This window comes from Paenibacillus alkaliterrae (assembly GCF_021532375.1).
In the GTDB taxonomy this organism is placed as follows: Bacteria; Bacillota; Bacilli; order Paenibacillales; family Paenibacillaceae; genus Pristimantibacillus; species Pristimantibacillus alkaliterrae.
On record NZ_JAKGAP010000010.1, the window covers coordinates 171198 to 196858 of the forward strand.

A 25661-nucleotide genomic window follows, 5' to 3' on the forward strand; every position below is an offset into this window, starting at 1 on the left:
GACTTGAGGGACAGCATCCTCTCCATGATTGGGTCCGCACGCGCGCTGATAACGACATAAAAAGGTGCAAACAAATTGCACCTCATTATCACTCCGCGCGGCGTTTGAGCGGAATCCCCGCCGGAGCTGGCCCCCGCGGGGATTATTTCAACCTTTAACTGCGCCTGCGACCATCCCTTGCATAATGTGCTTCTGGAAAATCAAGTAGACAATAATCGTTGGAATAACCGATAAGGATAAGGCGGCCATCGTCAACTTGTAGTCGGTCATATAACCTGTGGCGAACATGGACAGGCTAAGCGGCAGCGTCTTCAGCGCTGGCTTGCTGATGAATACGAGCGCGAATGAAAACTCGTTCCAGAAGCGAAGGAAGGCCAATATCGCAACGGTAGAAAGCGCCGGAAGGGACAGCGGCAGCATGATTCTAGCAAAGATGCCCCAGTAGCCGGTACCATCGATTGCTGCCGCCTCTTCGATATCCTTCGGAAAGGTGTTCATGTAGGCTTGCGTAATAAAAATCGCAATCGGCAGCTCGAACGCCACATACGGCAAAATAAGCGCCCAGTAGGTGTTTAGAAGATGCACCTTATTCATCAAAATAAAGAGCGGGACGAGCGTACTGTGAATCGGGATCAGCATCCCGAGCAGGAACAAGCCCATAAAGAACAGCTTGAATCGAAACTGAAAACGCGACAGCACGTAGGCGGCCAGCGCCCCGATCACTAGCGACAGAACAAGCGACACGATCGTGACAATCACAGAGTTAAACATGGCAAGACCCATATCGGACACTTCCCACGCACGTGTGAAGTTTTCCCACTGCCAGTCGGTCGGAAACTGGAACGGACGGGAGAAAAATTGCTCATTAGTCTTGAACGCGCTCATAAATAACCACAATAAGGGATAGAGCGTGACCAGGGCGTACATGGTCATCAATACGTTGACGATCCCGCCTGTCCAATTGCGCAGGTCCATTCTCTTTTTAGAGGAGGATACTCTGCTTGAATGACTGCTTGCTTTCATTGTCGGATCCTCCTCCTTAACGATAATTTTTTTTCATCAAATATTGACTGCCTGCAATCAAGACGAGGCTCAAAATAATAATGGTCGTGGACACCGCGCTGCCGTATCCGAATCGGTAGATAGAGAAGGTATTGTTGTACATATACGACGCGAGCAGCTCGGTTGAATGTGCCGGACCGCCGCCCGTCATAATATAAATTAAGTCGAAAGCCTTCAAGCTGCCGGAAATACAGAGTACGACCGCTACCTTGATCGTATCCCAGATCATCGGCAGCGTAATGGAGAACAGCTTGCGCGAACTTTCCACCCCGTCGATTTTGGCGGCGTCGTCAATTTCACTAGGAATGTTTTGCAGCGCTGCAATAAAGATGATCAGGTAAGGACCGATGTAGTTCCAGATGATCGGCACCATCAGCGAGTACATGGAAATACTCGGATCGGACAGCCAAAGCTGCTTCCACGAGCTGAGTCCTAAACGATCCAACAGGAAGTTCAAAATCCCGATTTCCGGGTGGTAAATGTAGCCCCAGATAATACCGACGACAACCGAAGACAGAACCATCGGCATGAATACGGAGGAACGGATGAACTTGTGGAACCAGCTGTTTTTGAGCAAGAACAAGGCCAGAAACAGTGCAATCGGCACTTGGCCGAAAACGGACGCAGCCACAATGAGCATATTATTTTTAAAGGAAAGCCAAAATATAGGATCCTGGATCGCTTCCAGGTAATTTCCGAGACCAATGAATTTCGCCGTGCCAATACCTTTCCAATCGAATAAGCCGTAATAGGCCGACCAGATAATCGGGATAATAACGAATACCAGATATAAGAGCAGGGCGGGAAGAAGTCCAAGGGTGATAAAACCTTTCATACGGCTGGAAGACGTCATACAGAACTCCTTTCATCCCTAATAGGTAGGGCAGTTTCAGCCCTCCTGCCGGGAGGAGAACTGAAACCGCGACATGTTGTTTGTTATTTAAGACTCTCTACATTATTTGCCAAGCGACTTCGCTTGCGCGTCTTGAATTTTCTTCGCAATGTCTTCCGGTTTGCCGCCCATGAGCAGCTCCTGAAGTCCGTTGTTCACCGCTTCAGCGCCGGCTGAAGTCATGACGCCGTCGTATACCGGAGTCGTCTTTACGGTATTCACTAGCTCGTACACTTTCGCGAAGATCGACGTTACCTTGCTCTTGTCGAGTTCCACTTTATAGCTGACAAGCTGGTTGCTTTCCAGTACGCTCTTCTGAGCGTCAGGGCCAGCCATGGCATACATCAGCTCGAATGCGGCTTCTTTCTTCGCGCCCGTTGCGCCTTTGCCAAGTCCAAGACCTGTTCCGACAACGCCGGACAACGTATTCGGGTCGCCTTTGCCGCCAGGGATAGAAGGAAGCACCGTTGCGCCCATTTGAGCCATTGCTTCTTCAGAAGCATTCGCTGCAAAGTTCGTCAGCGCCCAACCGCCGTCGATCATCATCGCTGCTTTGCCTTGCGCGAACATTTGCTCCATTTGCGTATTGTCAATTGCATTGAAACCTTCTTGGAACGCGCCTTCATTTCCTAAATCCTGCAAATATTGAAGCGCCTGCACGAATTCTGGATCAGTGAACTTCGCCCCGTCTTGAGCAGCTGCTTTTAAGAACCAGTCCGTGCCGGTCACACGGTCAGCCAGCGAGCTGAGAATACTGGACTGCGCAACCCATGCTGCTTTATTGCCAAGTGCGATTGGCGTAATTCCTTTTTCCTTGAGCACCTTAACGGCGTTCAACAGCTCATCCCACGTTTTCGGCACCTGCAGGCCGTTTTCGTCGAGAATCGATTGGTTGTAATACAGAATAGACGTCGGGGACAACGCAATCGGCGCGCTGTAAATGTTGTTTTCTATCGTAAAGGCATCGAACGAGCCAGGCAGGAATCCGTCTCTCCACTCCGGCTTGCTCTCGAGCAGTTCATTAATAGGCTGAATCAGCTTGCCCGCTTGAAACTCCTTCGTCATAACACCCGGCCACATGACGAATAGGTCAGGCATTTCGTTTGCTGCCGCAACCGTTTTCAGACGCGTTCTGTAGCCGTCCGGCGGAATCGCTTGAATATCAAGCTCGATGTTCGTATGGTCCTTTTGGAACTGTTCGATGATCGAGCGCATCGTCTTGGCGCGTTGGTCGTCACCGGTAAAGTTATGCCAGAGAGAGAGCTTCACCTTTTCTTTGCCGCCGGCCTGATCCGTTTCGTTCCCGGATTCTTTCTTGCCGCAGCCTGTCAAGATGAGTGAGATTGTGAGCGTAAGCGTTATAGCAATGGATAATACTTTTTTCATTGATGTGACCTCCTTGTTTTAGTTGCCTCTTTAGTATAGGGGGTACATTTTTTAATGGGCAGGGGACAGAAATCAGCATTAGGGTGGATAAACTTCAGTTTTTTATTCGATATTCCGAAGGCGTCTTTCCAGAAACCTTCTTAAACAGCTGGCTGAAATATTTAACATCCTCATAGCCGACATGCCGGGCCACCTCGCTGATCTTCATCGGCGACTGGCTAAGCAGCTTCATAGCGCGCCGGATACGCTCCCGCGTCACGAACTCGATATAAGTCAGGCCGGTCTCCCGTTTGAACACTTCGCTGAAATGATTCGGGTTTAAATGCACATGCTTCGCCACCTGCTGCAGCGTCAAATTTTTGTCTAAATGATCGCAAATATAGGCCATGGCGCGTTTGATATAAGTTACCCGCTCGCCCGCCGCCATCTCCTGGTACTTGCCCATTAGAGTATGCAAATGCTTGTACAGCGCTTCATCCGGCTGCACAGACATGTCGGCCGGCTGCTGCAGAAGCTGCTCCGGAAGCGGCTCCTCCTCTCCCAGTGACTGCATAACCCGTTCAAGCCAACGGTGCCCTGAAATAATGACCGAATTGGAATAGGTTCGGAACGAGCTTGGCGTTACTGCCGGATCCGCGAGCTGAGCGCTTATCGCTTGGTTAACCCAATACCGCAGCTCGACGGCGTTCCCGTTTTTCAAAATAGATATGATCTGCTCCTCCTCCTCCTGCGTGCAAATCGTTCTTCCGCCAACACACCCTTTGACATCGTCATAAGCGACTAAGTCTTCCCGCCCGGCGAACCCTTTGAAGGTAAAAGCGAATGAAGCCTCCGCATACGACGTCTTCAAGTCGCGGAGCTCCCGCACGCAGGAGCCTGCGGCGATGAATAGCTTGCACTTCAGCTTCCGGCTGATTCGATCTAATTCCAGCTTGACCTTATAAAGATCGATTACCGCTTGATGCCGGCTTAGGATGAGCAGGACGCAGTCTTTGCGCAGCAAGGTCTCGCAATCAAGCAGCTCCCTGACCATATTCTCGACTGCAAAATGAAGAGAATTGGCGTAAATCGTATCATCGCCCCAGCCGGATGCTGCGATGATAAGCGCCTGGAACGACTTGGCATCCGGATGCACCTTCGGCAGCAGCTGGGGGATTTGCGCGAGCGACTGCTCGTCCAGACGGCCTTCCGTCACTAACCGCTCGAGCAGGCTGTCACGGAAAGCCGTTTGCTGAATATGACCTTGCTTCAGCGCAGCCCACCGGTTTAATATGCGCTGCTTCGCTTTCATTGCGGCCTTAATGATTTCCTTGGGCGGACTCGTCTTGAGCAAATAATCGCTGACGCCCTCCCGGATCGCCTGCTGGGTATAGCTGAAATCCTCATAGCCGGTAAGAATAATAATTTCCGAATCGGGCAGCAGCTGCTTCACCTCGGCCGTCAGCTCCAGGCCATCCTTGCCGGTCATGCGGATGTCTGTCAGTACAATATGCGGCCGTTCATCCGGTATGCGCACAATCGCCTCCTCGGCGGAAGCGGCCGGGGTCAGCAGCTCGAAGCCGAGCTCCTTCCAATTGATCACCGTGCTGAGCCCGGTGCGAATGATCACTTCGTCGTCCACGATCAAAATTTTCATGCCTTAAGATTCCTCCATTACAGGTATGGTAAACGTGACTCGCGTTCCTATGCCCTCCATGCTTTCAATCGTAAGTCCTGCCTCATTGCCGTAGTGCAGCAAGAGCCGTTGATGTACGTTCCTGAGGCCATAGCTTCCTTGCTCGATAGGTTGTTCACGGTCATCCGGCGGGTAAAGCCTGCTCAAGACGTCGCTCAGTCTGTCCGGCTCCATGCCGGTGCCGGTATCGTCGACGACGAAGTTCATCGTCGCCCCTTGCATGACGGCGTGCACATGAATGACGCCTTTGCCTTCTCTCTTCTGAATGCCATGAATGAGCGCATTTTCGATCAAAGGCTGAAGCAGCAGCTTGAGCATCATGCGGCCATGCATCGCGGGATCGACGAAGAAGCGGATTTCGAACTTGTCCGGGTACCTAATCGATTGAATGTTCGCATAGTGGCGGGCATGCGCGATTTCTTGCTCCACAGGGCAGTACGGAGCCCCTTTGTTTAGGCTGAAGCGCAGGAAATCGCTCAGGCTGCCGACCATATTGGCCGTCTTCATGTCTTCATTCATTAAAGCCATCCAATGGATCGAAGATAACGTATTATACAAAAAGTGCGGGTTGATCTGCGCCTGAAGCGCTTGCATGTCGGCTTCCTTCTTCAGCGATTCGTTATGCTTCACTTGCTCCGTTAGCCGTTCTATTCGCCCGCCCAGCTTGTTATAGCTGCGCACCAGCTGTCCGACCTCGTCCATCGACTCCACGGGATACGGCTGTATCGGCTCCTCCGGATCGGTATCCTTCAGAAAGTGCGTCAGCATCAGCAGAGGCCGCGTCACCCGCTTGACGAAGAAAACGACGAGTGAGGCGATCAGCAGGCCCGCTAAACCGACGGACACCGCCGTAAGCGCAAGAACATACCGGTTTTGCGACCTGTACTCGGCATACGGTATGGCCCTGACCAGCGTCCAGTTCACATCCGGCACCGTTAAATAAAGAATCGTTTTCTTTGATGCCTGCTCTCCATAATTGACGGACCCTGTCGTCTTTGTAAACGGCATAAGTCCCGGCAAGAAGTCTTCCAATGAACCGTTCATAGAGGAGTTTGTTCCGCTCGAAAGGATTCGTCCTTCTGAATCAACCAGCATCGTGTAATCATCGCCTTCGATGACGGATTGCTTCAGCATTCGCGCCACCGATTGTTCATCCAAGCTGATGACGAGCATGCCGATTTGTTCAAATGAGAACATGTTGCGAACCGGACGCACCAGTGATATAACCCGCTTGACGCCGACGTTCGTATGGTTCTCGTACACTGAAGACCACCATCTGGGGTGTGCCTCGAAATAGTCCGGTTCCTTCTGCGTAATATCGGGCAGGCCCGATTGCAGTATCGTCGTATTGGATACCGGATGGGATTTATATTTGGGATAAATCGTGATATCGGATATGTACGGCTTGGAATAGACGAGATTGGATAAAAATTCGATCATTTGGGTCTGCTTGACGGCATCGTCTCCCTTATTGCTCAAATACTGTTGAACCTCCTTGTTGCCGATCAGAAACAAGGACATGTTCTCAATGTCCTTGACGACAAATTCAAGATTCGTATCGATCTGCCGCAAAATGCTCATCCCCGCTTGCTTCGCCTTTTCTTCCGTCACGTCCGATGCAGTCGTATACGAGAAGTAGCCGAGCGACAAAAGTGGGACGAGTATCGATACAAGCAGCAAAAAGGATAACTTTCGATTGAGCGATCTTCCTAACCAGCTTGTCATAGCATTCCTCCGTATTGACTGTCATTCGTATCAATAGCCTCTCCAAGAGCTTAACACAATCAAGTATCTTTTGTTTACTTTACGGCACCCAAAGAAGGTCCCGATATCGGGACCTTCTGCAGAAATATAATCAGCGTTAAGCTCAGATTAACGGCCATATAATAAAAAAATATGGTCATATTTTTTTGCGATATTCATTCGGAGACATGCCGGAGAAAGCACGAAACAGCTTATTGAAGTAACTGGAATTATCGTAGGCCAGCTCTAGCGAAATTTGCTCTATACTTTGATTGGATTTATCAAGCAGCTCCTGAGCCCGTTCCATTTTGCTTCTCGTTACAAATTCCACAAAGGTTTCACCGGTTTCTTTTTTGAAAATGCGGCTAAAATGTGTAGGATTAAGGTTTAAGCTTCTTGCCATGTCATCCATAACGATTTTCTCGTTTAAATGCATGAGTACATAACGTTGTGCTTCTGCGATTTCTTTACGAATGGAGTGATCCTTGTGCACTCTTATAGAATCCATCTTTTCAACCAAATAGTGATATAACCCATCTCCAAGATGGTCCAATGTATCTATCGCATAAATTTTTTGCTGCATCAATTCAGCACTATAATTAGTCAAAAAATGCTGCATGACCGAGTACTTCAGCTCAATGTCAGAAACGATCTTTATCACCCAGCCGCGTACGGAATCTACCGGATACCTTTTCGATTCAATATGCTTCAACCACTTCTCAATCATGTACTTTAGACGTTCAGCATCGTCCAATTGAATACAATTTCTTATATCATTTACTGCTTCAGAATAATGAACAAATAGTTCATCCTCCGTCGTCTCCATTTGTTGTGCTTTTAGGATACGATGTTCTCCCGAATAGAATCGAAACGTCTTTATGTTTTGCATGAATCTAATTTGCTTTTTTAGTGTTGTCATTGAATCGCAGCCTTCGCCTAAATAGAAAGAAACTCCAATTTTCATATTGCGAAGGAACATTTTTTGGGCCTTAAACAATTCATCGGTTATCATGTCCATTATATTGACTTTTATGGTCTTTGGGTAAGGATAGAGAATATAATAAGATCTCTCGTCAAAGGTTAACACGACATGATCTGCTATTTGAACAGATTCATTCAATGCGTTTTCCACTACGAACCGAACCTGATGTGCTCCTCCAAATCTTTCCTCTATATCCGAAAAACGTTCCAGCGTGCAAAGCACAGGCAAATATCGATAGCCAGCCGTTAAACGGATCCCCAAATTTCCGGCTTTCTTCTCCCACTCCGTTTCATCCCATACAGGCTGGTCAATCAACGATCGCAAAAATGTTGTTTTTAACGCTGAGAGACCATGGGAGACAACAGCTTGTAGTTTCAGATGTTCGTTCTGCACCGCTTTTTCGCTTTGAAGCTGCAAAATAAGCTGTTGTAACATGTCCAACAGCTGTTCGATACGCATTGTTTCTTTCAAAATATAATCATTTACATTTAATTTTACGGCTTGCTGTGCAAAATGAAATTCTTCATGACAGGACAGGATGACCGTCTTGAGACCTGGATTGATCTTGCGTGCCTCTTCGATTAATTCTAATCCGTTCATGATCGGCATACCGATATCGGTTATTAGGATATCAGGCGGTAGAATCTTGCAAGCATGGAGCGCTTCTTCTCCATCCGAGCAGACCGCTATCAATTCTAAACCCAGCTCCTGCCAAGGCAGCTTTGCTTTCAAATATTCTAGGACTGGCATTTGGTCATCTGCGATGATTACTTTATACATGTTGATTCCCCTCCGTTATTGAAGTCGGGAAAATGAATACAACTGTCGTTCCTTTTTGATATTCGCTATCCATATTCATTTGAAACTGATCGCCGTAAATTAACTTTAAACGATTATACACATTCGTAAGTCCTATTCCTGCAGCAAACCCGTCAATTTGATCTCTTCTCTCCATAATCTGTCTCTTGCTCAGCTTTAGGGTGTCATTTACACGGCTCAATGTTTGGGCGTTCATGCCAACACCATTATCCTCAATCGTTATACGTAAGGTTTCTTCCGTCTTCTCCACACGGATGGAAATGCGCCCGCCTCTCCTTGAAAACCCATGTTTATAACAATTCTCTATAATAGGCTGAAGAATAAATCTTGGTACGGTTTCCAAATGCAGGTCCGCATTGGTTTCTACAGTTGACTCGATCTGATGCCGCAACGAAAAATTCATCAGATCCATATACTGCCGAGTAATGTCAATTTCGGTAAGCAAAGGGACAAATTCTTGTTGGGATGATAGTGTCGTCCGCAGCAGCGAAGATAAGGAGCCGACCAGCTCGGCATTCTCATCATCCCCTTTCATAAGCAGCTTTAAACGAATAGAGCTTAGTACATTAAATAAGAAATGCGGGTTAATTTGCACCTGCAGCATCGCAAGCTCCGCTTGCCTCTTAAGCTCTTGCTCCAGCTTTACTTGTTCGAGCATTTCTGAAATGCGGTCGAGCATATGATCGAAGGATCTGCCAAGTCGGCCTACCTCGTCGCCTGACCTCACGTTAGATCGAATTTGCAGGTCACCCGACTCAACTTTCAGAGCTATATCACCTAAAATTTTAATCGGTTTTGTAAATTTCCTTAGTAAATAGGCGAGAAAAAGGAGAAAACCCGCGGCGAATAAAATTTGCAGCAGGAGACCTGATCGATAAATCCGGTTCACTTTGTCTGTTAATTGCTCATACGGAACCAAGCTCACCAATGACCATTCGGCATATTGAACGGGCATCGATACATAGATCTGATTTTCTCCAGCTAAGTGAATAATTCCAGGTGATACATCCGTGCTTGTCGACATAAGGCTTCCGAAATCTTGGCCGATATAATCTTCATCACGATGTGACAGAATACGTTGATTCTGATCCAATAAAAAAATATCTTCAGATAGGTTATCAATAATGCCGCTGACCGTATTTTCTGTACGGCTAACGATCAAATAAGCGAACGGCGCTGACGAATAATCCGTCAATGAACGTGCTGTCATGATTACAAAAGGATCTTTCTCAGCCTGAATTGTCAAATAATTGGGTTGAACACCCAAATACAAGGTGTCAAAAGGCGACAATCCGGACAACTTCTGAAACCATGGTTGTTGTCGGAAAGACGAAGGATCAAACTCGTAAAAGGAATAATTCGAGTAGTATCGTCCATCCCTCATAAGCAAGGTAAGTCGTATATCAGGTCGAGCGCTCGCCATCTGTTCCAGCTGGGCGGTGACTGACAGGGTAACTAACGGATCGTCCGGTAGTTGAAGTAAGCTTTTTAGTTCATCATTAAATTGAACCCGGTTCGACACTTCAACCATTTCTTCAATAATGCCATGAATTTGGTACTGTACAATTCTTAGCGACTGGCTTGCACTGTTTAAAGCTTGTTCTCGTATAATTTGTTGTGAAAATGAGCTCGTGTTGTAAAGCATAACAAGGGTAGGAACCATCAAACAAGCGATGGACGTTGCAATCAATCTTTGTCTAAGCGACAATTCTCGAAAAAAGTTGAATTTCATCCCCATTCCCTCCTTCCCCTATAACGTGACGAAAGCTAGAGCACCATAAAGGCTGCTCCAGCTTCGTTTTCTATTCTTTTAGTTATACCTTAAGTCCACCCTTATTACACTTTCCTTTCTTCAGAAATGCATGATTATTGATTAGCATCAACTAATTTTTGAATTTTCTCTTGCGCCGTGTTCATCGTTATATCGATGTCCTGACCTTGAAGCATCATTTTATCAAATTCCTCTTGCATAATTTTTTCCACTTCCGCTGAATACCCTGGCGGATTTATCGTTGGGAACATAACGCTATTCTTCAAGAAGTTCAACGCCGATTCCTTGTCAATCATTTCCGGATTCGCCGCCGCAGCAATGATCTTATCTAATACTTCTTCCATATTAGCCTTTTTCCACGATGGGATATTTCTACCTTGCGCAACGAGTCCCTCCGTTGTAAACCAGCGGATGAACGTGTAAGCTTCCTCTTTATGCATCGACTTGCTGTACATCGTCACAAAATCTGATGAGACTGAGGTAGTAATCGGGTCTTCTTTATTCATTTTCGGATAAGGCGCGAATACCGTTTTGAACGTCGCCGGCACCTTCTCTGTCCCGCCCACTTCGGGAATGAAAAACGTTCCTGTCGCTATCATGCTTGCGTCTTGATTGAAGTACTGCGGCCGATAATTCAGCTTCTGGCTAATCACTTCGGAGTAAGGCGTTGCCGACTCATCCCTCTCCGCTTGCAAGCGAATTTCCAGCGACTTACGCATAATCGGGTTCGTAATGTTTGCCGATTTGCCATCGTCCGTGACGAGATAGGCGTTTTCCGGTTGGTTCCCCAGTCCTAACATCGCATACGGATTGGTCCAAGTATGAAAGTACGTACCATACCGTTTTTTCTCACCGCCCTGTTTTGTCATCTTCTTTGCGTATTCGAGATACTCGTCCCAAGTCCAATCAGTCGGAATCGGCAGTCCCGCTTCCTTCAGATGGTCTTCGTTAATGGCAACGAAGAAGTTTACAGATTTCCCCGGCAGACCATAGTACTTCCCATTCTCTTGCGTATTGACGACATATTCATCCTCAAATTTGAGACCCTCTTTGTTCATATATTCATCAAGCGGCTCTAACATGCCCAGCGCAAGTCGTTGCACGTATTGAGCTGGTGAGGAGAACATGATGACGTCCATGTCTTCGCCCGAAGCTGCGGCCAGATCGACTTTTTTCACGTGTTCGTTGGCATTATTATCTCCAGCAGATACGAATTCAACTTTGATGTTTGGATACTTTTTCTCGAATTCCTGTTTTACAACATCAAATTTCTCATTTTCAAGGTTGTACCATGTATGAACCTTAATCGTGACCGGTTCCGCATTGCTGCCCGCGTTGGTTCCAGCGTTGGTTCCTGTATTTGTTTCATTCCCAGTTGATGAGGAACAGCCTGCCAGCAGCATTGCTCCAGTCGTTAAAACAATTGCCGAGCTCTTCATCCATTTCTTAATCATACGGTTTCCTCCTAGTTGTCCATCCAATTATCTGTTTTATCTATCCTTTGACACTACCCTGCGCCACGCCTTCAATAACTTGCTTTTGGCCAATGATGAAGATAATCATCAGCGGCAAGATTGCGGACACGGCGGCTGCCATCATGAGTGAATAAAACTCTCCGTTCACATCGCTAAACTTCCTCATCCCCAGCTGCAGCGTATACAAATGATCGGACCGAAGGAAAATCAACGGATTCTGATAGTCATTCCAAGTCCAGATGAAACGAAGAATCATTAAGGTAGCCAATGCAGATTTCACTAATGGAAGCGTAATTCTAACAAAGATGGTCCAATGGTTGGCACCGTCCATACGTGCCGATTCGATAATTTCATTATGAACACTCATGAAAAATTGTCGAAGAAGGAAAGTCCCGATTGCTCCGGCACTGCCTAACAATACTATGCCGGTATGACTGTCAAACAGACCCAACCAACGGAATAGAACAAATTGAGGAACTAAGATCGCTTGATGTGGAATCATAAATGTTGCGAGCACCATAATAAATATGACATCCCGGCCTTTAAACGAAATTTTTGAGAAGCCATAAGCAGCCATAGCTGAAGTAATCAGAGACACTGCTGTTGTCAGTAAAGTGATTTTGATTGAGTTCCAATAATACAAAGCAAAAGGAAGTGTACCGAACCAAACTTCCCGGTAGTTTTCAACAGCATTCCATGTTTCCGGAATCCATTGAATCGGATAAGCCAAAACTTCAAGCTCCGGTTTAAAGGAAGCTGAGAGCATCCACACGAATGGCAGGAGAAAAATTATACCTGCAGCACTCATCAATATAGTAATTATAATACGACTAACACGTAACGAACTCATAGGAATCCCCCTAGTAATTTACCCATTTCTTCTGACCAATCCATTGAATAACTGTTATTGCCAGAATTAAGAGAAGAAGTGCGATACCAATCGCCGACGCATATCCGGATTTCAATTGAATAAAGGCAACTTCATACAAGTAAAACACGATAACGGATGTTGATCCAGCAGGTCCACCATTCGTTAAGATCATGATCAGATCGAACGCCTTAAAGGAACCGACGATACCCGTAATGAGCAGGAAGAACGTTGTTGGCGAAAGTAAAGGCAGCGTAACCGAGAAAAATTGACGAATTTTCGAAGCGCCATCGATGTCAGCTGCTTCATAGAGATCTTGCGGAATGTTTTGCAGCCCGGCCATAAAAATGATCATCTCAAAGCCTATCCCAGCCCAAACCATAATAATCATCACAGATATGAGCGAAAAACTCGGATCTGCCAGCCATGCCGGCGGATTATCGATCCCTATCGACATTAGGAGACCGTTAATGGGTCCGCTAGTCGGATGAAATAACACACGCCACAGAATAGCTACTGCGACAAAGCTGGATATAAAAGGCATGAAATAAATGACTTTAAAAACAGATTTGAAGTAAGTCGCTTTATTGATAAGTACCGCCAATATTAATGCAATAAACAAGGAAACAGGGATGACTATCATTAAAAGAAAATTGTTGGCTAACGACCTGGTGAAATTCTCATCAGATAGCATTTTCGTATAATTATCAAATCCAATAAAATTGATACTCTTTAAACCTGCAATAAAGTTCCAATCGGTAAAGCTGATAATTCCGGAGAGTAGAATCGGAATGACCATGAGGACAACAGTCATAATTAGCATAGGTGATATAAACAAATACCCTGCTAATGTATCCTGTGTTAAATTCTTTCGTTTTTTTCGTGGAACCATATTTTTCATGGCTCCGGTTTCTTGAACCGTTTGTTCCAATCTAATCACCTCTTGTTGTTCGTCTATGTCTTCATTATAGGGAGAGCTGGGATCAAATACAGGGCAATAATTTTTCTCTTTGAAAAATTATTTGCGCAATTATTTTGAATGGATCAATCAACCATTTCTCCCCTCTCAGATACTTTCAGCCTATACGCAAACGACGCAGAAATGACTTCTGCGTCGTTTGCAATTCCATATGAGCAATTATTGATTGGCATCAACCAATTTTTGAATCTTTTCTTGTGCCGTATTTATCGTTTTATCGATATCTTGACCTTGAAGCATCATTTTATCAAATTCCTCTTGCATCATTTTTTCTACTTCTGCTGAATACGCTGGCGGAGTTTTCGCTTGGACCATAACGGTATTTTTCAAAAAGTTGAGCAGAGATGCCTTGTCAATCATTTCCGGACTCGGCGTCGCAGCAATGATCTTATCTAAAACTTCTTCCATATTGGCCTTTTTCCAGGATGGAATATTTCTGCCTTGGACCATAAGTCCTTCCGTCGTAAACCAGCGGATGAATGTAAAGGCTTGCTCTTTATGCTTCGACTTGCTGGAGATCGACAAAACATCTGATGAAATGTTGGCTCTGGTTGGATCTTCTTTATTAAGTTTCGGAATAGGTGCAAATACGGATTTGAACGTCGCCGGTACCTTGTCTGTACCACCCGTTTCTGCGATTAAGAACGTACCTGTCGCTATCATACTGGCATCTTGGTTGAAATACTGCGGCCGATAGTTCAGCTTCTGGCTAATCACCTCGGTGTAAGGCGTTGCCGATTTATCCTTCTCCGCTTGCAAGCGAATTTCAAGCGACTTACGCAAAGCAGGGCTCGTAATGTTTGCCGATTTGCCATCGTCAGTGACGAGGTAGTTGTTTTCTGCTTGATTCGCCAAGGCTAGCATCACAAATGGGTTGGTCCAAGTATGAAAGTACGTGCCATACCGTTTTTTCTCACCGTCCTGTTTTGTCATCTTTTTCGCATAGTCGAGATACTCGTCCCAAGTCCAATCTGTCGGAATCGGCAGTCCAGCGGCCTTCAGGTGGTCTTCGTTAATGGCAACAAAGAAGTTAACCGATTTACCTGGCAGACCATAGTACTTCCCATTATCTTGCGTACTGACGGCATATTCGTCATCAAATTTGATACACTCTTTGTTCAAATAATCGTCTATCGGCTCTAACATGCCCGCCGGGACCCGCTGAACGACTGATGTTTGCGAAGAGAACATGATGACATCCATCTCCTCGCCCGAGGCTGCTGCCAGATCGACTTTTTTCAAGTGTTCGGTAGCATTGTTATCTCCGGCGGATACGAATTCGATTTTAATGTCCGGGTGCTTTTTCTCGAATTCCTGTTTCACAACATCGAATTTTTCATTTTCAAGGTTATACCAGGTATGAACCTTAATCGTAACCGGTTCCGCCTTGCTGCCCTCATTGGATTCAGCTTTTGTTCCAGCGTTGGTTCCGGCATTTGTGTCTTTTGTTCCAGTTGATGAGGAACAGCCCGCCAGGAGCATTACCGCAGCCGTTAGAACAATTGTCGAGCTCTTCATCCATTTCTTAATCATACAACTTCCCCCTTAAATTTTTTTGACAACAGACGCGAGATAACAGGTATGGCGGATAAACTGAAGCGCTTACATAAATGTTATTTGTCTATGGGTTCATTATAGGGAGCGCTGAGATCAAAAACATGACAAAAATTTTTCTATTTGAAAAAAAATTTGCGCATAAAAGGGTTCAAAACCGAAATCAGTGCTTGTCCATCAATCGAAGTCGATATTTGATTTCTTCAATTGAATAAATGGACACCAGAGACCTTATTTGCTGTTTATCCCTGTATTGCTAGTTCCTTACGGACACTGAGGCTCTTATTTCACGCAAATCCATACGTTTGGGCTTCATAATGGTTAAATAACGGCTTCTGAGTCCGATAGAAAGCAATTCAACCCTAAAATTCACATATAAGGGCTTCTGTGTCCGTTAAGGTGAAGCCTTAACACGTCACGCACTGATTATTGTGTTGAGCCCATAAAGAGTGAAAAACCAAAATCATAAATGGGCGCAGCCTGCGGCTGCGCCCATTTATTTCTATCCGTCTCTGTCCCGTTATTGCCCCTTGCCAAGAAAGCGCCAGAAGTTCCGGTTCAACATATCATCCAAATCTCTTTTTATTTCCTCTTCGGTCACGTTCCAGCCACTCTGATGCAGCTTCTCGTATTTGTCTGCCAGCACATTCCCGATGATTCTTCTGGAATGCTCCCATTTATAGATCAGCTGTTCGAAGACACGGCAGTCGGAATGCTGCGGGATCATCGAAGTGCCTAGAAGCTCCAAGCGGAATCGCGTCATCTCCTCGACCATGGACTCGATGTGCAGAAACCACCAGCAGCCGAAAATCATCAAATTACGGAACTTACGGGCAAGTACTGTCAATTCATGCTGATTCTCTCTCGCCAGCATAGTGATAAGGAACTTCTGCTCCGGATAACGGCGGCATAACGCTTCAACTGCCGACACGTCAGATTGCATACTCATATCGCCTGCCAATCCCAGCGACGGGTTCACTTTTCTTCGAACGCCGATCATAAGCGCAAACGGAATATCTTGCTCTTGACATACCGGTATCATAACGTCGTCTATCATCTTGCTTCGATGATCATCGGCTGGATATTTAAAGTCACCAGGCATAGAAACCGCAAGGTAGAGGGCATCCATGCGAATGATCCATTCCGCCAGAAAACGGCGAGTTTCCTCTCTCGTCCGTTCGGTCCACTCCGCCTGTACATCATAACCAAGGTTTTGAAGCTCGTTCACGGCATGATGCCAGTCATTCAGCAATGTATCAACCCGTAGCGCAGCATAAAACCGGGAATCTGTTTTCCCATTGCCTGACAGCCAAACAGGACGTTCTACGGGATCGAACGGATCGTTAGTCATGACGATTTTCTCAATTCCCGCGATTTGCATCACCGTATCGACTTGTTCATGCACCGTGCGTTTCGAGAGTGCCTGACGGTAATCGTCCAGGTTGCGTGAGGATACGTCCAGCCCAAGACGCTTTAGGATCGTAATGAAACCGCTGGCCGCCTCACTTACTGGAGAATGGTCAAGGAATAGTAATTTCCATATCCAGTCCGCTTGCTCACGTTTGGACATGGTCCAGAAATGACTGTATTCTTCCTCCGACCACCTGAACGACTCCGAAATCAAATAATGATAAGTCAGCAGATCATCAATGCCCCACAAAAGCATCTCCCCAAATTCGGGCGCATATAAATGCGTATGCATATCGGTGACGGGCATGCTGAGAGCCAAACGTTCTACAGTCTGTCGAAGATCAGCCAAGCTTACAACCGTTTGAGTATTCATTTTCATTTCCCCTTTTTTTAGTTATTCCATTGAAAGTGATAGCTTCCTTCTTTATCAACACGCTCAAAAGTATGGGCCCCGAAATAATCACGCTGAGCCTGAAGCAGATTAGCCGGGAGATACGGTGTGCGATATGCATCAAAATAAGATAGAGCCGAAGCGAATGCCGGAACAGGGATTCCATTCAGCACTGCAGCTGCAACAACCTCGCGCCACGCTTGCTGGTATTCATTAACAATGGTTTTAAAATAGTTGTCTACGAGCAAATTAGGCAGACCCGCATCGCTTTCAAATGCATTCTTAATATTTTGAAGGAATTGAGCCCGGATAATACAGCCTCCGCGGAAGATCATGGCAATGTTTCCGCAATTCAATCCCCATCCGTAAGTGTCAGAAGCCATTTTCATTTGAGCAAAGCCTTGCGCATAGGAGCATATTTTGCTCGCGTACAGCGCCTTACGCACCAGCTCAATGAAATCCGCTCGATTCCCGTTATATTTCGGAACCGGCTTGTCAAACAAAGCCGATGCCCTCTTGCGCTCTTCTCCAAGGGAGGATAAATAACGCATGAAAACAGACTCCGTAATGACTGGCAAAGGAACACCCAGATCCAGAGCGTTTTGCGAGGTCCATTTTCCCGTGCCTTTCTGTCCGGCAGAATCCTTGATAATATCGACCACTCTTTTGCCCGTTTCCGGATCGATCTTGGTAAATATGTCTTGTGTAATCTCAATCAGGTAGCTGTTAAGCTCACCTTCGTTCCATTCCTTGAAAATGTGATGAAGCTCCTCAGGCTCCGCGCCTATTACTTCCTTGAGCAGATGGTAAGCCTCGCAAATCAGCTGCATGTCTCCATATTCGATACCGTTGTGTACCATTTTGACATAATGGCCCGCTCCGTCCGGTCCGATATACGTACAGCAAGGCTCTCCCTCGACTTTGGCAGAAATAGCGGTTAAATAAGGCTCAACATGCGCATAGGCCTCTTGGGTTCCGCCCGGCATGACAGCCGGTCCCTCCAACGCGCCCTGCTCGCCTCCTGAGACACCTGCACCGATGAAATGAATGCCGTACGGCTCCAGCTCCTTTGTTCTCCGCTGTGTATCTATAAAGTACGAATTGCCTCCGTCCATCAAAATATCTCCTATTTCAAGCAGCGGGATAAGCTGTGCAATCGTATCGTCCGTAGCGCTGCCGGCCTTAACCATGATCAAAATTTTTCTCGGCACTTCGAGCGAAGCGACAAAGTCCCCTAAAGAATCGTATCCGTACACATTCCGCTCAGCCGCTTCCCTGACCAGCTCCTTTGTTTTTTCAAAGGATCGGTTAAAGACGGCAACCTCAAATCCGCGGCTCTCCAAATTTAAGGCAAGATTTTTCCCCATTACAGCAAGGCCAATGACACCAATCTGTTGTTTATTCAAGTTCTTTCTCTCCTCTTACGCTAATGAGATTCAATCTTTCTATGACTTGTACGAATATGGATGTTCAATACCGCGTTAATAACAACGTTGTTAAAAAAGGCCGTACTTACTCTATTAAATAACTTACCCCGAGAACAAAACTGAATAAGCAAGCGGCATACATCGTAACTGGAAACAATGGACGAATTTTTTTGGAAAGATCATGAAACCAAATACTGATTATCGCTATGAGCGCGTGGGAAATGAGTAAACCGACGCTGAAGGCCGCCACCGCAAACATGCCGTGATTAATCGCAGCCACTCCGGCCACAGTAGTGAACAACAAAAGCTGAGTCGGTGTTTCCGCTCCGATGCCGTGAATGACTCCGATGGTAAATACATTCCGCCGTGTAAAGGTAAACGGCTCACCGTTTTTCCGCCTAAGCTTCTGAAATACGGTGATCCCGCGGCTCCAATAGACAGCGTTACCTTTTCTTCTCCCAAGCAGCATAAGGATCGCCATGAGAATCAAGGTGAGCCCTACCGCTTTGCCCATCAGGTGGTCGGCCCATAGAGGCACGCTCCAAGCGAATAGGAGAATGCTACTGCCCAGAATGAATACGACAGCCTCATGACCGCCTGCGTACCATAGAGACATCTTCAACCTTTCTTTTTTCGAACCCGGACTCCCTCCGGTTATATCGGCCAAAGCTGCAATATGGTCAAAATCAATTCCATGACGGAGCCCTAGTAATATAGACAATACTAATAGTCCTATAAACTCGACAATAATCCCTCTCCTATTCGTTTATCCGTTTATATACTTCGCGATAGATGGTCTCAAGAGGAACGCCAAACGATCTGGCAGCTTGAGCCGCATCCTCATATTCCGGAGCTTGGCGAATGATTCGTTCTCCATCAATAGCCTGCTTCACTCGAATGGATCCGTAAGGAGTTTCCACCTGAATCCACTGACGTTCAAGCGCCCTGCGCTGCCATTCGCTCCGGCGTACGCCGAAGGTGGACGTTTCCGCAAGCAGTGTCTCCTCGCAACGACCGCTGTTTGCCGGATAACATAAAACAGTGACGAGGACTCCAGGACGATTTTTTTTCATGTAGACAGGAGTGTGAAAAACATCGAGAGCACCGGCTTCAAACAGCCTTTCCATAGCATAGCCAAGCGTTTCTCCCGTTGAATCATCCACTTGCGCTTCGAGTACGATAATCGTCTCTTTTGATTGTTCCTTTTGTTCCTGCTGATAAAGAAGAGCTCTTACTACGTTCGGATGGTCGAAATTTTTTGTTCCTGCGCCATATCCAATTCGATCGATCGTCCCAGCGGGTAATGAACCGAATTCAGAGGCCAGCGCTTTGACGATCCCTGCGCCGGTTGGCGTTGTCAATTCACCCTTAGCCGTAAACGAAGATAACGGTACGCCGCGAAGCAGCTCCGCCGTCGCAGGAGCGGGAATCGGATATAAGCCATGGGCCATACGGAGCTTGCCCGTACCGGTTGGTAAAGGAGAGACGATGATTTTGCTGACATCGAGATTCTCTAATGCCAGGCAAACCCCAATGACGTCTAATATGGAGTCCATTGCTCCAACTTCGTGAAAGTGGACGTCGGCCGGGTCTATCCCATGGATCTTACCTTCCGCTTCGGCGATCAAGCGAAAAATCGACAAACTCCTCTCTTTCACCCGTACCGGCAGACTTGAGCCCTCGATCATCCGAAGAATGTCGGAAGCCTTTCTATGTTCATGCGAGTGTTCATGAGACTCTTGGTTATGCGGCTCATTAAGAATGTGCTCCTCATGATCATGATCATGAGGATGATCATGGTGATGATCATGGTTGTGATCATGATGGTGATCATGCAGGTGCTCGTGAGGATGCTGATGTTGGTGTATATGGCCGTCGTTATGAGCACAATGATCAAAGTCCAGCTTCAGCCATTTCGCCGTAATCCCCCGCCGGTCCACCTGAACGAATTCCATCGTAAAAGGATCGATCGGCAATTTCGCTAAATGACTGATAATGTAATCCGGATCAGCACCTAGGTCCACCAGTGCGGACAGTGCCATATCTCCTGCGATGCCTGAAATACAATCCAAATAGACCGTCCTCATCCTACGTGCCCTCCGCTACCAATTGTAAAATCATTGCTGCTTGAAATCCTGCCCCGAAGCCATTATCGATATTGACAACCGTAACACCGGATGCGCAAGAGGTCATCATGGCAAGAAGTGTTGTAATCCCTTGTAAATTGGCACCGTATCCCACAGACGTAGGTACGGCAATAACCGGTCTGCGAACAAGTCCTCCGACAACACTGACCAAGGCGCCCTCCATGCCGGCAACCCCAATTACAACAGACGCTTCCCTAATCCGTTCCTTTTGACTAAGCAGCCGATCGATTCCAGCAACCCCGACGTCAAAGATGCGGTCAACCTCGCAGCCCATCCATTCCGCTGTGCCTGCCGCTTCCTCTGCCACCGGAATATCCGAAGTACCTCCGGTCAGTACAGCTACCTTTCCTGGAAGCTTCCGGGTGGATTGACCTAAAGAGATGAGTCGGGATACTTCGTCATAATGCGCCTCCGGGTACCGTGCGGTCACTCGATCCGCCATTTCGACTGTTGCCCGGGTAACAAGCGCCCTGCCATGTATCTCCACGAGACGAGAGAATATCGTTTCAACCTGATCTGCTGTCTTTCCCATCCCAAAAACGATCTCCGGATGTCCCGTCCGCTCATTGCGGCCCACATCAAGCTTACAGAAACCAAGATCCTCAAACTCGTTCATATCACTGATCCTCCACGTTCCAGCACTTTATTCATACTTCCGCTTCGATATCCGGAAAGATCCATTGCCACATAGATAAAACCAAGCTCTTTTAATTTAGCTGAAATATTCGCAGCCTGACCAATAAGCAGCTCCATTGCTCCTGGCTCCACTTCGATTCGGGCAATATCACCATGACTTCTGACCCTTACTTGGCCAAAGCCAAGCGAGCGGATGTAGCGTTCGGCTTCTCCGACACGTCCAAGCTTCTCAATCGTAATGGTCTCGCCGTATGCGATCCGGGAGGAAAGACACGCAAATGATGGCTTATCCCAAGTTGGGAGTCCGTGCTCACGGGATAAATCACGGATCTCTTCTTTATAAAGACCCGCTTCCTGCAGAGGCCCCCGCACTCCGCGTTCTTTCGCCGCTTGAACCCCTGGCCTATGCTCATTCATGTCATCAGCTATGAGTCCATAAATGATATGCCGGTAAGTCCCATCCTTGATGAACGGCTCCAAATGCTCGAACAAGCTCTTTTTGCAAAAATAGCAGCGGTTTCCTGTATTCTCTTTATAGCCTGGAATATTGAGTTCAGACGTCTCTATGACTTTATGAGCAGCTCCGAGACTTTTCGCTAGCTTAGTGGCCTCCTCAAGCTCTTCCGTCGGATAGGTTTCCGAGTCAGCCGTGACTGCCAAGACACGTTCTCTTCCGAGCGTCTTTAGTGCTGCATCGAGAAGAAAGGTGCTGTCAACGCCCCCGGAGAACGCCACCACAACGGATTCCATATCTAATAAAATCGCTTGCAGCTTGCTGTATTTATCATGCATGATATTGGTCCCTCCTTTTGTTCAAGGACTCAAGCGGGTGTACACTGCAGCTTTGTAATTTCCCGCATTGGCTCTTTCAATCGATCATATAAGTTTAAATAGAGCGGTAATATGCCTTGATACAACCTATGGTTTGTCGCATCCGGTTCGTAGAGACTGCCTTCCGTCTCCTTCCACCTCAGCAGCGAACCGTGGCAGCCTTCCATGGCATAAAGTCCAAGCTGCGCAGCTCCGAGTCCTGAGCTTTCTACTGAATCGGGTACTCGAACAGGTACGCCCAGCATGTCGGCCATCATTTGGCACCATAATGCAGATCGGGCAAAGCCTCCGGATGCACGAACCTCCCTAGGCTGTTCTCCTGCCTGTTTCATTAAGGATACAATAGCCGTAATTTGGAACAAGACGCCTTCCATTGCAGCCCGAAGCATATCCGTCTCGATATGCGCGAGTGTCAGCCCGAACATGACTCCTTTCGCCTGCGCATCCCAGAAAGGTGCGCGTTCTCCCGATAAGAGAGGCAGAAAGAGAAGTCCATTCGATCCCGGGGGAACAGCAGCAGCTAATGGAAGCACCTCTTCCATAGGTTTGCCTGGATAGAGACGATCCGAAATCCACCTGGCTACGATCGCTCCATTGTTGGAAGGTCCGCCTACAACCCAATGATCCTTCGTCAAAGCGTAGCAAAACAGTCGCCCTTCCGGATTGAAGGTCGGCCGATTAACGGTAGTCCGAACTGCACCGCTCGTGCCAATCGTCACTGCCAAAACACCTTCCTCCACCGCACCAATACCGAGATTGGCCAGCACCCCGTCCTGCGCGCCTACAATGAATGGAGTATCCGTTCCAAGACCCATACGCTCAGCCGCTTCCCTTTTCAACCCATGGATTCGTTCCGTAGTCGGAACTAATCGAGGCAACTGATCCTCACGGATACCTGCGAGTTGCAACGCTTCACTGTCCCATGTCAACGTTTCTAAATGAAATAAACCGGTAGCGCTTGCGATGGAATGATCTATAACCATAATCCCGAATAGCTTATTCAAAATGTATTCCTTTATACCGACGAATTGCTGTGCGGAGTGAAATAGATCCGGACGTTCTTCCCTCATCCAAATGAGCTTGACGAGCGGTGACATCGGGTGGATCGGTGTACCTGTCCGCGAATAGACCGACAATCCAGTGCCGTCCTTCAATAATCGCTCCGCCTGCGCAGCGCTGCGCTGATCCGCCCAAGTGATGCTGGGGGTCAGCGGAATACCGCTTTCATCCAGAAGAATCAAGCTGTGATTGGCTGAGCTGAACGTCACACACCATATATCGTCAGCCAGTAGGCCGCCTTTCTTCATAACATGGGCCACTCCATCTAATACAGCCTCGTATATAACATCCGGATCCTGCTCAGCATAACCGGGACTCGGAGTGTGAAGCGGATATTCAATGGAGTGGCTGCCGTGAATCTTCCCTGCCAGGTCGACAGCCAACGTCTTTGTGCTCGTCGTTCCGATATCAATGGCTAATACCATTTTTGTATCTGCACTCATTTTGGCAAGTATCCTTCCTCGTCGAACTGCCACTCGTAAGGTCCTTCCAAAATTTCAATGCGCGGATTGCTTTTCGCTTCCTCAAGCAGCGACTCGGAAATTTCAATCGTTCCGAGATGCAGCGTATCGCGAATGCGAATCAGCTTGCACTGTGTATAATCCAGAATGTTACAGGTTTTGATCGCCGCTTTGATAGCATCGCGGTCATTCGCAAGTGTTGTCGCCTGTTTCGTAGGCGCACATACCGTTGAGGTAAGTCCATTCGCATAGGTGCTGGGCCAATCTGTCTTACTGACCAAGCGGCTCGTCGTGAAATCGGCGGTGCCTACTCCATTGGCATTCCCTTTGGACTCCGGTGTCAGATCGAGAACCACCATCTTATTCACCTCAGGCCCCCCATGCGCATATGGCGTCGGGTACCTGCCTGTAATATTCGGATCCGCTCCATCTCCGCTGATGTTCTTACCGATGTAATCAATAACGAGTACGTCCAAGTCAGCAAAAAGAATTTGCGGAAGCCGGCTCTTCGCCTCTACAAGCAGCTCCTTCTCTCTTTCCTCCATAATATCCGTTCCGAGAACCTCAATACGACAAATTTGGTCGTACGCATTCTCAACAATCGCCACCCCAAACCGGATCGGAAGCTTCTCGATCATTACCCGAGCCATCGCAGGTACGTTCTCAGCCATATATTTAAAGCCGAGCTGATGACAAGCCTCCGCGCCTTTCTGTTTGCCCAGTCCGATAGAAATCATCTTAAACATACCGCTTTCAATCGCCCCGCGGAAAGCAGTATGCGGCTTAATGCGATTTATGACGATAATGTCATCAGCCTCCATAGCGGCGATTTTGTCACAGTAAATCGGCAAGCCATTCGGCAGACGATCCAGTTCGATAACCTCCATCGAAGATCGGACCGGACAACCCATCCGCTCTTCATCTATACCAAGATGGGCAAGCACCTCCGTTTGCCCTTCCGCTGTCGCTCCTCCATGACTTCCCATGCAAGGCACAATGAAAGGCTCAGCTCCAATCCTCTTCAGCTCATCGATAACGGTCTTCGTAAGCTCATCGATTCGGGAAATGCCGCGGCTTCCGACAGCTACCGCCACCTTATGTCCAGCAGCAATCCCCGACATCGAATCGGCAGCCCGAAGCCGCTTAATTAATTGTCCAATCGGATCCTCTAGTATCGTATCGTCAAACGACTGACGAATCTTCACCAGCTTTGGAATCGGTGTGTTCTCTACTAGCTTTGTAAGGATATCACTCATATGGTCATCGCTCCAAATCCGCCATCTACCCGCAGCAAAGCACCGGTGACAAACGAAGAAGCTTTTGGCGAGGCCAAGTAAACAACCGTCCCTTTAAGCTCCTCCGGATCTCCGAAGCGGTTCATTGGGGTATGCTGCATAATCGATTGAATTCTGTCCGGAGATAAAATTTTCTTGTTTTGCTCAGCAGGGAAGAATCCTGGAATGATCGCATTCACTCTAATCTTATTCGGAGCAAATTCCCGAGCTAAAAATTGCGTTATACTATTGACTCCCGCTTTCGATGCGGAATAAGTAAACACCCGGGAAAGCGGCGGTGCAGATGATACGGAAGAAATATTTATAATGGAACCGCCGGTACCCTGTTCAATCATCTTTCTGCCAAAAACTTGGCTTGCCAGCACCACGCTTTTCAGGTTAACATCCATAATTTTGTCCCATTCATCCATTTCCAAGTCAAAAAACGGCGTCGGACTGTTCGTGCCAGAAGCATTAACAAGGGTGTCCACACGACCTCCCCATTGCAGCACGTCAATCAATACTGACTCTAGTTCGTCTTTCTTTGTGGCATCTGCCTGAAAAGAGCTTGCGATACCTCCGCTGCGTTCAATCTGCTCACATACCAATCTTGCTTTCTCCATATCTCGGCCAACGACCGCCACCTTCGATCCTGCTTCGGCAAGAGCAGATGACATGGCGCTGCCCAGCACACCATTGCCTCCGATAACAACAGATACGGTATCTTGTAAGTTAAACATCAGAAAACCACCCTTATCCCCAATTAACAACGTTGTTATTTTTATAATATCCGATTATGCTAGTACTGTCCACTCGAAA

The 25661-nt window shown here is 47.3% G+C and carries 20 protein-coding genes; all 20 read right to left on the minus strand.

Annotated features, from left to right (window positions below; translation table 11 throughout):
* Nucleotides 1–147: 147 nt before the first annotated feature.
* Nucleotides 148–975, minus strand: coding sequence for a carbohydrate ABC transporter permease (locus L1N85_RS06260; protein WP_235236216.1), 828 nt, complete (start codon nucleotides 973–975; stop codon nucleotides 148–150).
* A 64-nt stretch (nucleotides 976–1039) separates the two neighbouring features.
* Nucleotides 1040–1915, minus strand: a complete 876-nt coding sequence (locus L1N85_RS06265) for a carbohydrate ABC transporter permease (RefSeq protein WP_235236116.1) — start codon at nucleotides 1913–1915, stop codon at nucleotides 1040–1042.
* Between the two features lie 102 nt (nucleotides 1916–2017).
* Entirely contained in the window at nucleotides 2018–3340 is a 1323-nt protein-coding gene (locus tag L1N85_RS06270; RefSeq protein ID WP_235236118.1) for an extracellular solute-binding protein, read from the minus strand.
* Nucleotides 3341–3434: 94 nt separating this feature from the next.
* The gene (locus L1N85_RS06275; protein ID WP_235236120.1) at nucleotides 3435–4976 is read right to left on the minus strand and encodes an AraC family transcriptional regulator; all 1542 of its coding nucleotides are present in this window, start codon (nucleotides 4974–4976) and stop codon (nucleotides 3435–3437) included.
* A gap of 3 nt (nucleotides 4977–4979) precedes the next feature.
* The gene (locus tag L1N85_RS06280) at nucleotides 4980–6740 is read right to left on the minus strand and encodes a sensor histidine kinase (RefSeq protein WP_235236122.1); all 1761 of its coding nucleotides are present in this window, start codon (nucleotides 6738–6740) and stop codon (nucleotides 4980–4982) included.
* Between the two features lie 175 nt (nucleotides 6741–6915).
* Nucleotides 6916–8520 (minus strand): response regulator transcription factor, encoded by a 1605-nt coding sequence (locus tag L1N85_RS06285; RefSeq protein ID WP_235236124.1) that lies wholly within the window; start codon nucleotides 8518–8520, stop codon nucleotides 6916–6918.
* Entirely contained in the window at nucleotides 8513–10291 is a 1779-nt protein-coding gene (locus tag L1N85_RS06290) for a sensor histidine kinase (RefSeq protein WP_235236131.1), read from the minus strand. Before L1N85_RS06290 ends, L1N85_RS06285 begins: the two co-directional genes overlap by 8 nt.
* 134 nt (nucleotides 10292–10425) lie before the next feature.
* On the minus strand, nucleotides 10426–11784 hold the full coding sequence (locus L1N85_RS06295; protein ID WP_235236133.1) for an ABC transporter substrate-binding protein: 1359 nt from the start codon (nucleotides 11782–11784) through the stop codon (nucleotides 10426–10428).
* Nucleotides 11785–11824: 40 nt separating this feature from the next.
* Complete coding sequence (locus L1N85_RS06300) at nucleotides 11825–12655, minus strand: carbohydrate ABC transporter permease (RefSeq protein WP_235236135.1); 831 nt, start codon at nucleotides 12653–12655, stop codon at nucleotides 11825–11827.
* Between the two features lie 10 nt (nucleotides 12656–12665).
* Nucleotides 12666–13604 carry a carbohydrate ABC transporter permease gene (locus tag L1N85_RS06305; protein ID WP_407946329.1) on the minus strand — a complete coding sequence of 313 codons (939 nt, stop codon included), beginning with the start codon at nucleotides 13602–13604 and terminating at the stop codon, nucleotides 12666–12668.
* A gap of 207 nt (nucleotides 13605–13811) precedes the next feature.
* Nucleotides 13812–15185, minus strand: a complete 1374-nt coding sequence (locus L1N85_RS06310; protein ID WP_235236137.1) for an ABC transporter substrate-binding protein — start codon at nucleotides 15183–15185, stop codon at nucleotides 13812–13814.
* A 541-nt stretch (nucleotides 15186–15726) separates the two neighbouring features.
* A complete protein-coding gene (locus tag L1N85_RS06315; protein ID WP_235236139.1) occupies nucleotides 15727–16989 on the minus strand; it encodes a glucuronate isomerase in 1263 nt (420 codons plus the stop codon).
* 17 nt (nucleotides 16990–17006) lie between these two features.
* Complete coding sequence (gndA, locus tag L1N85_RS06320; protein ID WP_235236141.1) at nucleotides 17007–18413, minus strand: NADP-dependent phosphogluconate dehydrogenase; 1407 nt, start codon at nucleotides 18411–18413, stop codon at nucleotides 17007–17009.
* A gap of 106 nt (nucleotides 18414–18519) precedes the next feature.
* Nucleotides 18520–19155 (minus strand): HoxN/HupN/NixA family nickel/cobalt transporter, encoded by a 636-nt coding sequence (locus L1N85_RS06325; RefSeq protein ID WP_235236143.1) that lies wholly within the window; start codon nucleotides 19153–19155, stop codon nucleotides 18520–18522.
* A gap of 37 nt (nucleotides 19156–19192) precedes the next feature.
* Nucleotides 19193–20521 carry a nickel pincer cofactor biosynthesis protein LarC gene (larC, locus tag L1N85_RS06330; protein ID WP_235236145.1) on the minus strand — a complete coding sequence of 443 codons (1329 nt, stop codon included), beginning with the start codon at nucleotides 20519–20521 and terminating at the stop codon, nucleotides 19193–19195.
* 1 nt (nucleotide 20522) lies between these two features.
* The gene (gene larB, locus L1N85_RS06335) at nucleotides 20523–21197 is read right to left on the minus strand and encodes a nickel pincer cofactor biosynthesis protein LarB (protein WP_235236147.1); all 675 of its coding nucleotides are present in this window, start codon (nucleotides 21195–21197) and stop codon (nucleotides 20523–20525) included.
* Nucleotides 21194–22009, minus strand: coding sequence for an ATP-dependent sacrificial sulfur transferase LarE (gene larE, locus L1N85_RS06340; RefSeq protein WP_235236149.1), 816 nt, complete (start codon nucleotides 22007–22009; stop codon nucleotides 21194–21196). Before larE ends, larB begins: the two co-directional genes overlap by 4 nt.
* Nucleotides 22010–22038: 29 nt before the next feature.
* A complete protein-coding gene (locus L1N85_RS06345) occupies nucleotides 22039–23550 on the minus strand; it encodes a gluconokinase (RefSeq protein ID WP_235236151.1) in 1512 nt (503 codons plus the stop codon).
* On the minus strand, nucleotides 23547–24824 hold the full coding sequence (locus L1N85_RS06350; RefSeq protein ID WP_235236153.1) for a nickel pincer cofactor-dependent isomerase, group 22: 1278 nt from the start codon (nucleotides 24822–24824) through the stop codon (nucleotides 23547–23549). The genes L1N85_RS06345 and L1N85_RS06350 overlap by 4 nt, the downstream gene beginning before the upstream one ends.
* Nucleotides 24821–25582, minus strand: coding sequence for an SDR family oxidoreductase (locus L1N85_RS06355; RefSeq protein WP_235236155.1), 762 nt, complete (start codon nucleotides 25580–25582; stop codon nucleotides 24821–24823). Before L1N85_RS06355 ends, L1N85_RS06350 begins: the two co-directional genes overlap by 4 nt.
* Between the last annotated feature and the right edge of the window lie 79 nt (nucleotides 25583–25661).

Coding starts and splice junctions, on each gene's coding strand:
- L1N85_RS06260 (WP_235236216.1), bottom strand. CDS start 975: ATGGACCTGCGCAATTGGACAGGCGGGATCGTCAACGTATTGATGACC.
- L1N85_RS06265 (WP_235236116.1), bottom strand. CDS start 1,915: ATGACGTCTTCCAGCCGTATGAAAGGTTTTATCACCCTTGGACTTCTT.
- L1N85_RS06270 (WP_235236118.1), bottom strand. CDS start 3,340: ATGAAAAAAGTATTATCCATTGCTATAACGCTTACGCTCACAATCTCA.
- L1N85_RS06275 (WP_235236120.1), bottom strand. CDS start 4,976: ATGAAAATTTTGATCGTGGACGACGAAGTGATCATTCGCACCGGGCTC.
- L1N85_RS06280 (WP_235236122.1), bottom strand. CDS start 6,740: ATGACAAGCTGGTTAGGAAGATCGCTCAATCGAAAGTTATCCTTTTTG.
- L1N85_RS06285 (WP_235236124.1), bottom strand. CDS start 8,520: ATGTATAAAGTAATCATCGCAGATGACCAAATGCCAGTCCTAGAATAT.
- L1N85_RS06290 (WP_235236131.1), bottom strand. CDS start 10,291: ATGAAATTCAACTTTTTTCGAGAATTGTCGCTTAGACAAAGATTGATT.
- L1N85_RS06295 (WP_235236133.1), bottom strand. CDS start 11,784: ATGATTAAGAAATGGATGAAGAGCTCGGCAATTGTTTTAACGACTGGA.
- L1N85_RS06300 (WP_235236135.1), bottom strand. CDS start 12,655: ATGAGTTCGTTACGTGTTAGTCGTATTATAATTACTATATTGATGAGT.
- L1N85_RS06310 (WP_235236137.1), bottom strand. CDS start 15,185: ATGATTAAGAAATGGATGAAGAGCTCGACAATTGTTCTAACGGCTGCG.
- L1N85_RS06315 (WP_235236139.1), bottom strand. CDS start 16,989: ATGAATACTCAAACGGTTGTAAGCTTGGCTGATCTTCGACAGACTGTA.
- larC (WP_235236145.1), bottom strand. CDS start 20,521: ATGAGGACGGTCTATTTGGATTGTATTTCAGGCATCGCAGGAGATATG.
- larB (WP_235236147.1), bottom strand. CDS start 21,197: ATGAACGAGTTTGAGGATCTTGGTTTCTGTAAGCTTGATGTGGGCCGC.
- larE (WP_235236149.1), bottom strand. CDS start 22,009: ATGCATGATAAATACAGCAAGCTGCAAGCGATTTTATTAGATATGGAA.
- L1N85_RS06345 (WP_235236151.1), bottom strand. CDS start 23,550: ATGAGTGCAGATACAAAAATGGTATTAGCCATTGATATCGGAACGACG.
- L1N85_RS06350 (WP_235236153.1), bottom strand. CDS start 24,824: ATGAGTGATATCCTTACAAAGCTAGTAGAGAACACACCGATTCCAAAG.
- L1N85_RS06355 (WP_235236155.1), bottom strand. CDS start 25,582: ATGTTTAACTTACAAGATACCGTATCTGTTGTTATCGGAGGCAATGGT.